The sequence below is a fragment of the Corynebacterium sp. L4757 genome, from assembly GCF_043673995.1.
Taxonomy (GTDB): Bacteria; Actinomycetota; Actinomycetes; order Mycobacteriales; family Mycobacteriaceae; genus Corynebacterium.
The window spans coordinates 461,281-475,908 of the sequence record NZ_JBIMEN010000001.1 but is presented as its reverse complement, the minus strand read 5'-3'; the positions used below and the strand labels follow the sequence as shown (position 1 = coordinate 475,908).

General features: G+C 54.4%; 15 protein-coding genes. 13 read left to right on the top strand and 2 right to left on the bottom strand.

Features of this window, described 5'->3' with window-relative positions; all coding sequences use genetic code 11:
- Positions 1–12 precede the first annotated feature (12 nt).
- The 11 genes from pgeF (at position 13) to ACG98I_RS02150 (ending at position 9,416) form a co-directional block, all read left to right on the top strand.
- Positions 13–741, top strand: coding sequence for a peptidoglycan editing factor PgeF (gene pgeF / locus ACG98I_RS02200; protein ID WP_394717968.1), 729 nt, complete (start codon positions 13–15; stop codon positions 739–741).
- Positions 742–1,428, top strand: coding sequence for a YggS family pyridoxal phosphate-dependent enzyme (locus ACG98I_RS02195; RefSeq protein ID WP_394717966.1), 687 nt, complete (start codon positions 742–744; stop codon positions 1,426–1,428). It begins immediately after the preceding gene.
- A 41-nt stretch (positions 1,429–1,469) separates the two neighbouring features.
- The gene (locus tag ACG98I_RS02190; protein WP_394717964.1) at positions 1,470–1,916 is read left to right on the top strand and encodes a cell division protein SepF; all 447 of its coding nucleotides are present in this window, start codon (positions 1,470–1,472) and stop codon (positions 1,914–1,916) included.
- Between the two features lie 85 nt (positions 1,917–2,001).
- Entirely contained in the window at positions 2,002–2,295 is a 294-nt protein-coding gene (locus tag ACG98I_RS02185; RefSeq protein WP_394717962.1) for a YggT family protein, read from the top strand.
- A 215-nt stretch (positions 2,296–2,510) separates the two neighbouring features.
- Entirely contained in the window at positions 2,511–3,590 is a 1,080-nt protein-coding gene (locus ACG98I_RS02180; RefSeq protein ID WP_394717961.1) for a DivIVA domain-containing protein, read from the top strand.
- Between the two features lie 77 nt (positions 3,591–3,667).
- Entirely contained in the window at positions 3,668–3,850 is a 183-nt protein-coding gene (locus tag ACG98I_RS02175) for a hypothetical protein (RefSeq protein WP_394717959.1), read from the top strand.
- Positions 3,851–4,140: 290 nt separating this feature from the next.
- Positions 4,141–7,284 carry an isoleucine--tRNA ligase gene (gene ileS, locus ACG98I_RS02170; protein WP_394717958.1) on the top strand — a complete coding sequence of 1,048 codons (3,144 nt, stop codon included), beginning with the start codon at positions 4,141–4,143 and terminating at the stop codon, positions 7,282–7,284.
- Between the two features lie 47 nt (positions 7,285–7,331).
- The gene (locus ACG98I_RS02165) at positions 7,332–7,508 is read left to right on the top strand and encodes a hypothetical protein (protein ID WP_394717956.1); all 177 of its coding nucleotides are present in this window, start codon (positions 7,332–7,334) and stop codon (positions 7,506–7,508) included.
- 150 nt (positions 7,509–7,658) lie between these two features.
- Complete coding sequence (locus ACG98I_RS02160) at positions 7,659–7,910, top strand: hypothetical protein (protein WP_394717954.1); 252 nt, start codon at positions 7,659–7,661, stop codon at positions 7,908–7,910.
- A gap of 85 nt (positions 7,911–7,995) precedes the next feature.
- Positions 7,996–8,523 carry a hypothetical protein gene (locus ACG98I_RS02155; RefSeq protein WP_394732520.1) on the top strand — a complete coding sequence of 176 codons (528 nt, stop codon included), beginning with the start codon at positions 7,996–7,998 and terminating at the stop codon, positions 8,521–8,523.
- A gap of 92 nt (positions 8,524–8,615) precedes the next feature.
- Positions 8,616–9,416 (top strand): EamA family transporter, encoded by an 801-nt coding sequence (locus ACG98I_RS02150; RefSeq protein ID WP_394718068.1) that lies wholly within the window; start codon positions 8,616–8,618, stop codon positions 9,414–9,416.
- A gap of 49 nt (positions 9,417–9,465) precedes the next feature.
- Here the strand turns inward: ACG98I_RS02150 and ACG98I_RS02145 are convergent, their stop codons facing one another.
- Both ACG98I_RS02145 and ACG98I_RS02140 read right to left on the bottom strand, forming a co-directional pair.
- Positions 9,466–10,959 (bottom strand): mannitol dehydrogenase family protein, encoded by a 1,494-nt coding sequence (locus ACG98I_RS02145; protein WP_394717950.1) that lies wholly within the window; start codon positions 10,957–10,959, stop codon positions 9,466–9,468.
- A 3-nt stretch (positions 10,960–10,962) separates the two neighbouring features.
- Positions 10,963–12,276, bottom strand: a complete 1,314-nt coding sequence (locus ACG98I_RS02140) for an RbtT/DalT/CsbX family MFS transporter (protein WP_394717948.1) — start codon at positions 12,274–12,276, stop codon at positions 10,963–10,965.
- A gap of 143 nt (positions 12,277–12,419) precedes the next feature.
- On the opposite strand from ACG98I_RS02140, the gene ACG98I_RS02135 reads away from it, so the two are divergent.
- Complete coding sequence (locus ACG98I_RS02135) at positions 12,420–13,235, top strand: DeoR/GlpR family DNA-binding transcription regulator (RefSeq protein WP_394717946.1); 816 nt, start codon at positions 12,420–12,422, stop codon at positions 13,233–13,235.
- Between the two features lie 17 nt (positions 13,236–13,252).
- Positions 13,253–14,623, top strand: coding sequence for a xylulokinase (gene xylB, locus ACG98I_RS02130; RefSeq protein WP_394717944.1), 1,371 nt, complete (start codon positions 13,253–13,255; stop codon positions 14,621–14,623).
- The last annotated feature ends 5 nt before the right edge of the window (positions 14,624–14,628 follow it).

The window sequence follows — 14,628 nt, the reverse complement described above, 5'->3', positions numbered from 1 at the left end:
TAGTCTGGATGCATGCCAGTTAACGAGGAAAATTTCCGCCCCGTCCGCATGGTGTTTACCACCCGTGCCGGCGGGGCTTCGGCGTCCCCATATGGAACCTTCAACCTTGGTGACCACGTGGGCGATGAGCCAGAAGCAGTAGCCGCAAACCGTGAACGCCTGAAGAAAGTTACAGGCGTCGATGACATTATTTGGATGGAACAACTCCACACCAACACCGTCACCGTGGTGGATAGATCGACCGAAGTTCCGGTTGAGGCAACCGATGCCATCGTGACCACCACGCCTGGGCTCGGCCTCGGCGTGCTCGTGGCTGACTGCGTGCCAGTGCTGCTTGCTGATGCTCAAGCGCGCGTTGTGGCCGCTGCTCATGCTGGACGCATGGGTGCCCGCAATGGAATTGTTGCCAACACCATTGACGAGATGGTGAAGCTCGGTGCAACCCCATCCAATATTCAAGTGCTGCTTGGTCCTGCTGCATCAGGACGCAATTATGAAGTCCCTGAAGAGATGGCCCAAGACGTAGAGGCACACCTGCCAGGTTCCAAGACCCGAACCACCAAAGGCACCTGGGGCGTGGACGTGCGCGCGGGCTTGATACGCCAGCTCATGAGCAAGGGCGTGACGGCTATCGAAGCGGACCCTAGGTGCACCATTGAGGATGAAGACTTCTTTTCATATCGCCGGGAAGGTAAGACGGGACGGCAAGCCGGCCTTATCTGGATTCAGGAGAAGAAATAGATGACTTTAAGAATTGATGAGCTGAAAGCACGCCTAGAAGACACACGCGCGTTGATCACGCGACTATCTCAGGAAGCTGGACGCGACGAAGCCCCACAACTTCTGCCAGTAACCAAGTTTCATCCATCAGAAGACGTCGCCCTACTCGGCGAACTGGGTATTAGTGATGTGGCTGAAAACCGCGAGCAAGAAGCCCGTGCAAAGGCCGAGGAACTTACCTCAATAAATTTCCACATGATTGGCCAAGTGCAAACCAAGAAAGCCAACCATGTTGCGCGTTGGGCAAAATCGGTTCATTCAGTCGATACGGAGAAGCTGGCTAATGCGCTCAACCGTGGCATCGAGAACGCCGAAAGGGAACCACTTCCGGTATTCATCCAAGTCTCCTATGACGGCGATACTTCGCGAGGCGGTATCGCCATTGATGGGGTAGTGGAACTAGCCGAAATTATTGAAAACTTGCCAAACTTAGAGCTTTCTGGATTGATGGTGGTTCCTCCCTTGGAATCCGATGCGAGCGAGGTGTTCACCACTGTGCGCAAACTCGCTGATCAGCTCGGTGAACAGCTGAAACGCCCGATGAAACTATCGGCCGGAATGAGCGCAGATTTGAAGGAAGCGATTGCTGCGGGAAGCGATATCGTGCGTGTCGGAACCGGAATTATGGGGGAGAGGCCATTAGGTTAAAAGCCAACGACAAATACCCGGCATCTCAAAGGGAGTAATGAATGTCTTTTTTGGTAAAGACCAAAGAATTTTTCGGCCTTGCTGAACCTGAAGCAGGCGTAGACGACGCTTACTACGCAGACGAGCCACGCTACGATACTCACGGTTCCGCGGCATACGCACCACGTCCTGCTGCATACACCCGTGCAATTGCTGAGCCAGAGTTTGAGCCTTCCATCGTTGCTGTCACCGTAGTGACCTTCAACCAGGCTCAGAAGATTGGCGAGCCATTCCGTGATGGCGACGCTGTGGTCTTTGAAGTAACCGACGCTGAGTTTGATGTTGCAAAGCGTTTCGTTGATTTCGCTGCAGGTCTCTGCTTTGGCCTTCGCGGCAAGATGATTAACTTGACCCGCGACTTGGACACCGACCGGCGCGTGTTCGCGATTGTTCCTGAGGGTTCAGCAATCCCAACCGCTGAACTTGAAGACGCAGCGGGCCTGCGTTAAACAGGATAGTCCTTGAACGAGATGCCAACCCCACCCTCAAAGGTGGGGTTGTGTGGGTTTTAACAACTGCTGATAGGGTTGACGCGTGACTGCATTTGGAATCATTTTGTTCGCGTTGCTGAGGCTTTATGCTTTGGTGCTGATTATCCGCATTATTATTGAGATGATCCAGTCCTTCTCGCGGAACTTCAATCCACCGCGTTGGTTTATGGTGATTGCAGAACCCCTGTTTGTCATCACGGATCCACCGGTAAAGGCACTGCGGAAGGTCATTCCGCCACTTCAAATGGGTGGAGTTGCCCTGGACCTGTCTGTCTTGGTTTTGTTCATTATTTTGCAAATCCTGCAGGTAATCGTTCAGGTCATTTTCATCTCTTAATGCAAGATTATTACTAGGAACTGCCAGAAAACGCGCAGAAACATCAGGAAACACCGACGCGTTAAGTAGAATTAGGTAACCTAGTAGTTTAGATTTAGGTAAAACGTACATTTAAAGAGCTTTAACACTCATGTGATTAGTTTCATTAGGGTGGGAAAGTAATAAAGTACTTCGGGTCACCGGAGTTCGACCGACTTGAAGGGGAAGAGAAGTCCATGCCACTGTCACCCGCTGACGTACACAATGTCGCATTCAGCAAGCCGCCGATTGGCAAGCGTGGCTACAACGAAGACGAGGTCGATCAGTTCCTCGACCTCGTTGAGGATGCCTTAGCTCAGCTTCAGGACGAGAACTACGAGCTGCAGAAGCAGGTCGAATCTGGTTCCTCCTCAACCGCTGCTGCTGCTGCACCTGCAGCTGATGAATCCGCTATCCGCAAGTCCGTTGAGTCTGAACTTCGCGCGGAGTACGAAAAGAAGCTGGCTGATGCCAAGGCTGAAACCACCAAGGCCAAGGAAGAAGCTTCCAAGGCTAAGGATGAGGCTGCTAAGGCTAAGTCCGCGTCCGCGAAGCCAGCAGCCGCTGCTTCCACTGCTGACTCTACTGAGCTGAAGGCAGCTCAGGATGAGACCGCTAAGGTACGTAAGCAGCTTGAGGCAGTGAAGAAGGAACTTGACGCTGCGAAGAAGGAAAACTCTGAGCTGAAGACCTCCAAGGCTGCCGCTCCGGCTGCTGGCGCTGCCGCAGCCGGTGCTGCCGCAGGTACTGCTGCTGGCACCACTGGTCCAGCTACCCCTGAGACGCACATGCAAGCTGCTCGAATCCTGGGTCTGGCTCAGGATATGGCTGACCGTCTCTCCAATGAGGCACGCGCTGAGTCTGAGTCCCTGTTGACTGAGGCTCGTGAGGCTGCTGAGCAGCAGTTGGCTGACGCTGAGAAGCGTTCCAGCACCCAGCTGTCTGAGGCTGATACCCACTCCAAGAAGCTGGTTGCTGACGCTGAGGAGAGGGCAAAGCAGACTGAGTCCGAGGCGAACTCCCGCGCCGAGGCTCAGGTCCGCCAGGCTGAGGAAAAGGCTGCTGCACTTGAGGCAGAGGCAACCAAGAAGCACCAAGAGGTCATGACCACCATCAAGACCCAGCAGACTGCTCTTGAGAACCGCATTGCTGAACTGCGCACCTACGAGCGTGAGTACCGCACCCGCCTGAAGTCCTTGCTGCAGTCCCAGCTGGATGAACTGGATTCCCGTGGCTCCGCCGCTCCTAATGGTGAACCAACCAAGGACGCGAACTAATTCGATTCCCATAAAAGCCCCCGATGCTGTAGCGTTTAACGCGGCTCGGGGGTGTTTTGCGCACATAGGAGATTAACGTGCTCGTTGCAGCATTAGTTCTAGCTCTCGTAGCGTTTATCGCATTTGTCAACTACATCCTCTCCGCCGCCACGTGGTCGCTCATCCTCGTATTCCTTGCGGCCGGCGCAGGCATCATCCTGTTCATCATCGACTGGTATCAGAAGTCTAAGGCCAAGCCGGAACCTAACGAAGACGAGTAGGCATCGGCAGCTGCTTATAGTTGTGTTTCCAACTGTTGAATATTTGACGGTGGGTGTAGAGTAGGCAGCGTATGCATTGATCCGGCAATCACCGGGGAGCATTTCGGAAGAACAGCTAACCAGCGTTTGCGCCTTAATCGGGCTGGGGCTTAGTAGAACCGAACGGGTGGGACCGAAATATCCTTCACTACCAATCGAGTGGAGCTGTGAAAGCTCAAACAGGGTGGTACCGCGTACACATTGTGCGTCCCTGTAGCTGGCAATTTATTGGCGAAGTGAAGGATCAAGCAATGGACGTAGGACACGTTTACCCCAAGGTCGACATGACCGGTGGCTCATCCAAGTTCCCTGAAATGGAGACTGAAGTTCAGAAGTTCTGGGCTGAGGATGACACCTTCAAAGCATCATTAGAGCAAAGCAAGGGCAATCCAGAGTACATCTTCTACGATGGCCCTCCATTCGCAAACGGCCTGCCACACTATGGTCACTTGCTGACCGGTTACGTTAAGGACATTGTTCCGCGCTACCGCACCATGGCTGGTAACTACGTACCACGCGTATTCGGCTGGGACTGCCACGGTCTGCCAGCAGAGCTAGAAGCAGAAAAGCAGCTCGGTATTACCGATAAAGGCCAGATCGAAGACATGGGTCTGGAAAAGTTCAACGAGTACTGTGCACAGTCCGTTCTGCGCTACACCGATGAGTGGCAAGAATACGTCACCCGCCAGGCACGCTGGGTAGATTTCGATAACGGCTACAAGACGATGGACCCGAATTACATGGAGTCTGTCATCTGGGCATTCAAGACCCTCTACGATAAGGGCCTGATCTACCAGGGCTTCCGCGTTCTTCCATACTCCTGGGCAGAGCACACCCCACTGTCAAACCAGGAAACCCGCCTGGATGACTCCTACAAGATGCGCCAGGACCCAACCCTGACGGTTACTTTCCCAGTTACCGGTAATGCCCCGGAAGAACTGCAAGATGCAGCATTCTTGGCATGGACGACCACGCCATGGACCCTGCCATCCAACCTGGCTCTGGCGGTTCACCCAGAGGTTGATTACGCGCTGGTACGCGTTGGTGGTGACACCGAATTCTCTGGTCAGAAGTTTATTCTGGCAGAAGCATTGATTGGCTCCTATGCCAAGGAACTTGGTGAAGACCATGAGGTTCTGAAGACATTCAAGGGTGCTGAGCTGGAAGGCATTACTTACCAGCCAATCTTTGATTACTTCAAGGATCAGCCAAATGCTTTCCAGATCTTGCTGGCTGATTACGTCACCACCGAAGACGGCACCGGTGTTGTCCACCAGGCACCTGCCTTTGGTGAAGACGATATGGCGACCACCGCCAAGTACGGCATTGAACTGGTCATGCCAGTAGATGATGACGGCAAGTTCACCTCACAGACACCTGAGTACGAAGGCCAGCTGGTCTTTGACGCTAACAAGGACATCATCAAGGATCTGAAGGCGAAGGGCCGGGTTATCCGCCACGTCACCATCGAGCACTCCTACCCACACTCCTGGCGCTCCGGTGAGCCTTTGATCTACAAGGCCATGCCAGCATGGTTCGTGGATGTCACCAAGATCCGTGACCGCATGGTCGAGCTCAACCACAATGAAATCGAATGGATGCCAGAGCACGTTCGTGATGGCCAATTCGGTAAGTGGCTCGAAGGTGCACGCGACTGGAATATCTCCCGTACCCGCTACTGGGGTTCCCCAATCCCAGTGTGGCTCTCCGATAATGATGAATACCCACGCATCGATGTCTATGGTTCCCTGGATGAGCTCGAAGCTGACTTCGGTGAGCGTCCAAAGTCCCTGCACCGTCCACACATCGATGAGCTAGTTCGTCCGAACCCAGACGATCCAACCGGCAAGTCCATGATGCGCCGTGTCCCAGATGTCCTCGACGTATGGTTCGACTCTGGTTCGATGCCATTCGCGCAGGTACACTACCCATTCGAGAACAAGGAATGGTTTGATACCCACTCACCATCCGACTTCATCGTGGAGTACATCGGCCAGACCCGCGGCTGGTTCTACCTGCTGCATGTCCTGTCTACCGCACTCTTTGATCGTCCAGCATTCAAGAAGGTTGTCGCTCACGGCATTGTCTTGGGTGATGATGGTCTGAAGATGTCCAAGTCTAAGGGCAACTACCCGAACGTCAACGAGGTTTTTGATCGCGACGGTTCGGATGCCATGCGTTGGTTCCTGATGTCCTCACCAATCCTGCGCGGCGGTAACTTGATTGTCACCGAACAAGGTATTCGTGATGGCGTGCGTCAGGCATTGCTGCCAATTTGGAACGCGTACACATTCCTTAATCTGTACGCCTCCGAGGACGCGAAGTTCGACACCAGCTCTGACAATGTTCTGGACCGCTACATCCTGGCTAAGACCCATGACATGGTTAAGAACGTGGATGAAGCACTGGCGAACACAGATATTTCGTCTGCAACCAATGAAGTGCGTCTTTTCGCTGATGCATTGACCAACTGGTACGTGCGCCGTTCCCGTGATCGTTTCTGGGAAGGCCAGGAAGCACACCCTGAGGCTTTCAACACTTTGTACACGGTGCTGCACACCGTCTCCCGTGCAGTGGCTCCGCTGCTGCCGCACATCTCTGAGGTCATCTACCGTGGCCTGACCGGTGAGCGTTCCGTACACTTGGCTTCCTTCCCGAAGGCAGAGGACTACCCAGCGGACGCTGCTTTGGTTGAGGCCATGGACACCACCCGTGCGGTGGCTTCTGCTGCCAGCTCTGTGCGTAAGTCTAATAAGCTGCGTAACCGTCTGCCATTGCCAGCATTGACCGTGGCAGTCACGGATTCGGCTCAGCTGAGTGACTTCAAGGACATCATTCGTGATGAGGTCAACGTCAAGGAGGTCCTCTTGACCGATGACGTTGACTCCGTCGGCACCTTCGAGGTTGTCTGCAACGCGAAGGTTGCTGGTCCTCGCTTGGGCAAGGATGTTCAGCGTGCGATCAAGAATCTTAAGGCTGGAAACTACACCCGTGATGGTGAAAATGTCATCGTTGATGGTGACTTGGTTCTAAGCCCTGAGGAGTACACTGAGCGTCTGCAGGCAGCGGATCCAAAGTCCACCGCACGTATTGATGGTCTTGATGGCCTGGTTGTGCTCAACACCGAGGTCACCGAAGAACTCGAGGCTGAAGGTTGGGCAGCCGACGTTATTCGTGGCCTGCAGGATGCACGTAAGGCATCTGGCTTTGAGGTCTCTGACCGCATCAGCGTGGTACTTGCCGTTCCAGCAGACAAGGAAGACTGGGCTAACCGCCACGCAGACCACATTGCTGCGGAAACTCTGGCCACCGAATTCAAGGTCACCACCGAGTCCCTTGACGGTGAAAGCCACGATGTTCTCACCGGTGTCACCGCGCAGGTGGCTAAGAACTAAAGGTCTTTCTTGACCTTGACACGGTGTCAAGGCGTGTAGTTAAGAACATGAATTCTTCTACACGCCTTCGCCATGCCCTGGACATGGGCACCAACCCGCAACCAGGGGATCTGATTTTTCTCATCGATCGCCTAGGTTCAGAGCCGGACTTCTTCGTCCGCGATATGCTCACCTGGGCCATCACCCGGCACCCAGCGCATGAGTCATTCCCGCTGCTGGTCTAAGCACTTAATAATCCTGATGCACGTGCACAAGCGCTGCATACGTTAACCAAAACTGGGCATCCCGATTCCTGGTCAGTGGTGACTGCGGAGTTGTTGCACGACCCAGAGCCTGAGGTTCGGACAACTGCTTGGCGTTTAGCTGTGGGAAGCGTGCCTGACAATCAGAGTGAGTGGCTGCTTAATGAACTGATCGCTGAGTTAGCTCGGGGCGATGCTGATACGCAGCGCAGTCTTAACCGTGCCTTGGCTGTATTCGGTGATAGAGCGCGCATCCGTCTTGAGGCAGTTAATGTCCACGCCAGCCAAGCTTTGGATCTGATGGCTGACCCGGAGTTTGTGGATGATGCCAATATTGCACTGGCTAGAAAGGTTGCTGTATTGGGAACTGATGGGCATGACTGAATGTCATGCGTATTGGTGAAATCGCTGAAGCGACCGCGGATCCGCGGGGGGATTGCGCGTGCGGCGTTGATGGAAGAAAACCTTAATGGTGGCTGGAGCGCTTGCCTGGTCGGCACTTCAGGCAGGACCTGATGCTTCTATGGAAATATTGCGCACCTTGAAACAAGGAGATGACGCTCGGCGCTTGCGGGCGGTGCGTATTTTGGTGCAAGCGGAGAGAAACGAAGAAACGGACTGGTTTCTGTGCTCTGCTTTGGAAGATACTAGTGCTGCAGTTCGCCGTGTCGCAGCCTTGGAAGTAGGGGCGATTGGCAGAGCGAAAGCTTTTCATGAACTCATCGCCATGATCATTGATGGCGACCATGACACTGAGGCTGCTGACGTGCTTGCGGAGTCAGAGCACTGGCACGACAAAGCGCTGGAGACTATTGAGTTCTTGGTTATAGACCCAGATGAGGACTCTGAGGCGACTGTGGATACCCCGGCACGGGCTCGGCTGGTGCAAGCGCTGGCGGAGTTTGAAGGCTCAGATGAGCTATTGGAAAAGTTGGTGTCAGATCCAACACCGGTGGTGGCCTTAACCGCCAAAGCTATCTTGAGCACACGGGGGTAAAACAGCGGACTAAGTGACAGGTAATATGCCCTGTTGTGAAGTCTCAAGGTCAAGCAAATTCGGTTGCACAAAGTCTTGCAGCACCGGCAGTCATGGCGGTGTCCGGCGCTTCTTTGTATGCGGGTGCTGCCGTGGCGGTGGGACTCTTTGAGAATTTCTCACCAATTATTGTCGCATGGTTTCGGGTTGCCGCCGCAGGCGCAATTTTGCTGGTCTTATATCGGCCGCGGCTGCGTGCCTTTGGTGGGATTTCGGGGCGTAATGCGCTGATTTATGGCGTTATGACTATGGCCATGAATATGTCCTTTTACCAGTCACTGAACCATATCCCCATGGGTACTGCAGTGGCGATTGAATTCTTAGGTCCTATCGTTGTGGCAGCCTGGGGTTCGCGCAGGGCACGGGATTGGATCGCGTTGTTATTCGCCGCGGTGGGTGTGCTGGTGATTTCTGGTGCTACCTGGTCCGATAATGCCATTGGCATTATGTGGGCATTGGCAGCGGGATTATTCTGGGCCGGCTACATTGTGATTTCCAGCCATATTGCTGCCGATAAAGAAAACTCGCGTGCATCCATGGCAGTGGGCTTTAGCTATGCCGGGCTCTTGGCGCTGCCGGTCATGATTCTGATTTGGCCGGAAGACCCCGGGATTCCGGGATTGACCGTGTTGGGATTAGCGGCCGGACTGGGACTGCTGTCCGCGGCAATTCCTTATAGTCTCGACCAGGTTGTCCTGCGCATGGCAGGCTCGAGTTTCTTTGCGCTCCTGCAAGCCATCCTGCCCGTCGTTGCGGCTATCGTGGGTGCGATTGCACTGGGGCAGTGGCTGACCACCGCGGAAATTATCGGCATCGTGCTGATCATTATCGCGGTGGCGCTGCGTAGGAATTAGCCCTACTGCCTTGCTAGGCCTGAGATTTGGCTCGGGGTGTTTTCCTGGGCTATTTTTTAGCGGAATTTTCAGCAAGCAGCTTATCCAGGGTGGCTTCGGAACCGACCTCGTGCAGGCTGCGCAGGGCATCCGCATACGCTGCCGTGAAGGTCTCATTATCAACCAAGTCGCCGAAGACTTCGCGGTCACGGATAAACGCCAGAATATCCTCGTGGTGGTGTGAAGCATTCTCCTTCAAGCGATCCGCCATGCGGTCATTGATATTGATGGCCTCGCCCTGTTCATCAGTGCCTTCGGCATAACGAGCCCAGGATGCGACGATGGCAGCGGACAAGGTAACAGGGGCGTTGTTGGTCTCAAGGTTCTCGCGCACAACGGGCAAAAGCCACTTTGGAATGCGGTCGGAGGATTCAGCGCACAAACGCGCCACGGTGTCTTTAACTGCCGCATTGCCAAAACGCTCAATAAGCTGGTGGCGGTAGGCATCCAGATCCACGCCTGGAAGTGGACGCAGGGATGGCGTTGCTTCTTGTTCCATGTAGGCCAAGAGGAAATCAGCGAAGCGCTGATCCGCCATGACATCGTGCACCAGACGGTGACCCGCGAGGTAACCGAAATAGCACAAGCCCTGGTGAGATGCATTGAGTAGACGCAGCTTCATCAGCTCATAAGGCACCACATCATCCACTAATTCCACACCGACCTTGTCGAATGCTGGGCGGCCATGTGCAAATTTATCTTCCAGCACCCACTGGGTGAAGTCCTCACAGACGACTGGCCAGGCATCGGCGTACTCGAGCTCCGCGCGGTCATCATCGGTGGTTTCCGGGGTGATGCGGTCCACCATGGAATTCGGGAAAGGAACGTTGTCATCAATCCACTGGGCGAGCTCAGCATCAATGGCGCCGGCGAAAGCCAAGAACATACGATGTGCCATCTCGCCATTGCCCTGAATATTGTCACATGACATCACGGTAAAAGGAGTGGTGTTTGCCGCGCGCCGGGCAATGAGACCCGCTGTGATCAGGCCATAGAAGGTACGTAGTTCATCAACCTTGCCCTGCTTGAGGTCTGTGATATCAGCAGCCACCTGAGGATTATCCAAGTTGAATTCACCACGCACGTGGTCAAAGTTATAGCCGCCCTCGGTCACAGTCAGCGAAACAATTTTGATGGAGTCTTTCGCCAGAATTGATACCGCATGGGCAGGATCATCTGGGCTGAAGATGTAATCCACAATCGAGCCAATGACGCGGGAATGTGCTGAGCCATCGGGTGCCTTTTCCGTCAAGGTATACAGGCAGTCCTGGTCTTTGAGCGCATCACGCATGCGGGCATCGGAAGGCATAACGCCCATGCCGATGATGCCAAAGTCCATCGCTTCGCCCTGGCGCATGAGTTTATCCACATACAAGGCTTGGTGGGCGCGGTGGAAACCACCCACACCGAAGTGCACGATACCTGGTGTAATCGCGGAGCGGTCATACTCAGGACCGGTGATTGGAAGGTCCTTCAAGGTGCTTTGGGAAAGCTGAGTGGTCATGTTTTAGACTCCTTCGGTAATTTCAGTCATGTCTTTAACGGCGGGGTTTCCATCGAATCCTGGCTGGGTTCCGCGCAGGCTATGCGCCATTGCTGCCGCGAGGGCAAAGAGAACCATGAAGATGAGGATGAGGCCAGTGGCACCAACCAGTGGATAGAAGATGGCAACCAGTGCGGGGCCAGCAGCGACCGCGCCGCCAACACCCAGGTTGTACGCAGCCATTGCAGCGCCGGGACGATCGGGTTTGAGGGACACTGCGATCGGGGAGAGTGGCACGAAACCTGCCAAGGAAACGCCGAAGAGTGCACCGCAGGCCAAAGTGATGGCAAAACCGACACCATCTGGAATGCCCAGTGATACAGAAATCATCGGGACAAAGTAGACCAGCGCCAACGTCACGCCACACGCAATTGCGCCGGCCCACACAACGGTCTTGGACCAGCCGAATTTGTCACCAATCCGGCCATAGAAAGGATTAAATGGCAGGTTGACCGCGTAGATGACCGTGGTGAGGATGAGGAACCACGCCAGCGGCCAGTCAAGACGCTCAGTGAAGTAGGCAGGGAAGAACACCGCCATGGCATAAGTCGGGATGGAGTTGATAGTGCGGATGTAGACCACGAAACGCGCGCGGCGGTCAGAAAACAGAAGCTTGAAAGATGCACCCAGCGTGGCGGTGACATCATCAGCATTCTCCACCAGAGGCTTGCGGCCAAGCTTTTCCTTCACACCGATGAATACACACGCGGCACCGATGATGACCAGCACGAGCGATACCCACAGGGTTTGGTAGAAGTCCAGGTTGAACCACGCCATGGAGATGGTGGCGGTCAAAGCACCCAGAGTTGGCAAACCTGCAGAGAATGCCACATAGAACCAGCCGGTGCCGGTACCGAGCTTGTCAGCGGGGGAGACTGCGGTAATCCACACCAAGAAGCCATAAGCAAAGAGCGGATAACCGAAGCCACGCAGGCCATAGGTGAGGAAGATCAGGGCAGTGGAGCTAGCGGTGAGCGCAAGTAGCAGGAACGCGAGTTCAAAAACAATCCAGATGGCTGCGCCGAGGATCATCACGCGGCGTGGACCCCAGAGGTCAGAAAGCGCCGCGGCGAAGAAAGCAGCGATGGCAACAGCGACACCATAGACCGTGATCAGCAGCCCGGCGCGGGAGACCGTAAACCCATGCTCACTGGAGAGGAAGGGTTCGAGGATATTGGTTTCTACGCCATCACCAATCATGAAGATGGCTAGGCCGATGAAGCCCCAGATGAGCGGGCGCGGAATTCCAAGTCTTTCTATCAAAGGTTCTTGTGACATGTAATAGACTCCGTTTCAGTAAAGGACACCGTCACATTCTGTGATGCAGATAAAACTAACATGGATTTAACAAAAAGATGTTATAAATAACAGAATTGATGTTAAAATTCTCGATATCGGTGAGAGAAGTAGAGGTGCAATTCATGGCAAGTCCGGCCGAATCCCGGCGCGCACAGATCCTGTCCACACTGAAGGAAAGGGGCCAGGTTCGTGTTGATGAGCTGGCGCAACGCTTCAATGTCAGCGTTATGACCGTTCATCGTGATTTGGATTTCCTGGCTGCTGAAGGGCACTTGGAGCGCGTGCGTGGCGGTGCGCGGTGGATTGAACCCGAATTCGGGGAGACTAATGTTGAAATCCGGCGTGAAACTAACATTGATGTGAAAAAGGCGTTAGCAGATCAGGTCGCATTGTTAGTTTCGGCCGGCGATATCGTGGCGTTGGATGATTCCACCACGGTGGAATTTTGCCTGCCGGGTGTCTTAGCCGCCGGGCCATCGGGAATCATTACGCATTCGCTCAACGTGATTAACGCAGTATCTTCGCATTTGTCGGAGGTGTCTTTGACGGCAGCGGGCGGGCGGTATTGCCTGGAGACTAATTCTTTCTTAGGCCGAGCCACGTGTTCAGCGGTTGAAAGACTCAATGCAACGGTGTCGATTGTATCCACCACCTGTATTAATTCGGCTGGTATCTACCATCCGGATGAGGATGCGGCGGTGACCAAGCAGTCTTTTGTTGCCCTCGGTACGCGTAAGATTTTGGTGTCTGATTCTTCGAAGTTTGATAACACCGGTATGCACTTTGTTGCACACCTGCGCGAATTTGATGACATCGTCATTGATAACAATCTCTCTGATGCTCAAGCTCAGTTGCTGGAGGACTCTGGCGCCAGGCTGCATCTTGTTCCCACTCCTAAGCCAGCGCCAACACTGCAGCCACCGGCAGTCCTGAAATAGTTAAGCGAGAAATCACTATGACTTATGTTCTTGGTATTGACTCATCCACCCAGTCATCGAAAGCCGTGCTGGTTGATACAGAGACAGGCGAGGTGGTTGACCAAGCCCGCGCCTCCCACCCCACGGGCACGCAGGTAGATCCGCAAGAGTGGATTGCGGCGATGGAAGAGGCTACCGCTGGGTTATTAGAGAAGGCTGATGCGGTAGCTGTAGCAGGCCAGCAGCATGGCATGGTGAGTTTGGACAAAGACAACCAGACTGTGCGCCCGGCTATGTTATGGAATGATGTCTCTTCCGCAGATGCGGCTGAGCAGTTGGTGGAAGAACTCGGCGGACCGCAGGCAACAGCGGAGTTGACTGGTTCGGTATTCGTGGCATCTTTTACAGGAACGAAGATGCGCTGGCTGCGGGATAATGAACCGGAAAATGCGACGCAGACTGCCAAGGTGGTTTTGCCGCATGACTATTTGACCTGGCATTTGGGCGGACGGGAAGAGTTCACTACTGACCATGGTGATGCCTCGGGTACGGGGTATTACTCCACGCGCGAAAGAAAGTTCTTGCCAGAACTTGCTGAGCAGTTTATGGGTCATGCAGTGGAGCTACCACGCATTGCCGCGCCCAATGAGATTGTCGGACGCACACGAACAGGTGCTGCGATTGCGGCTGGCACTGGCGATAATATGGCGGCGGCTCTGGGGCTAGATTTGCAGCCCGGGGACGTCTGTATCTCCGTGGGAACCTCAGGTGTGGCTAGTGCGTGGAGTAAAGATTCCATTCATGACGCAACTGGCATGGCTACCGGTTTCTGTGATGCCACTGGAGCATATTTGCCTTTAGCTTCTACGCTGAATGGTGCAAAAGTACTGGATTTTGCCGCTAACCTGCTGGGCGTTGACCATAAAGGTTTGTCTGATTTGGCGCTGGCTGGACAATCTTCAGTAACGCTCTTGCCTTATTTCGATGGCGAGCGTACCCCGAATCGCCCGCATGCCACCGGTCTGTTGACGGGGCTGCGCACTGACACCACTCGGGAAGATTTCGCCCGTGGTGTGGTGGAAGGCCTGTTATGTTCCATGCTGGATGCGATGGAGGCGGTGGAAAATGCCATGGGTGAAAAAGCCAAGCGCGTTCTGCTCATTGGTGGTGCTGCGCGTAGCCCGGCCATGCAGCAGCTGGCACCGGCTATCTTCGGCGTTGATGTTTTAGTACCTGCACCCGGGGAATATGTGGCATTGGGTGCTGCACGTCAAGCCGCGTGGGCGTTGTCGGGCGCAGCTGAACCACCAACATGGAGTGCTGCTGGCACCACCACGTATACCGCCGAAGCGAATCCAGAAACAGTTGCGCGTTATCAAAGAATTCGAGATTTAACCCAAGACTTCTAGACTTA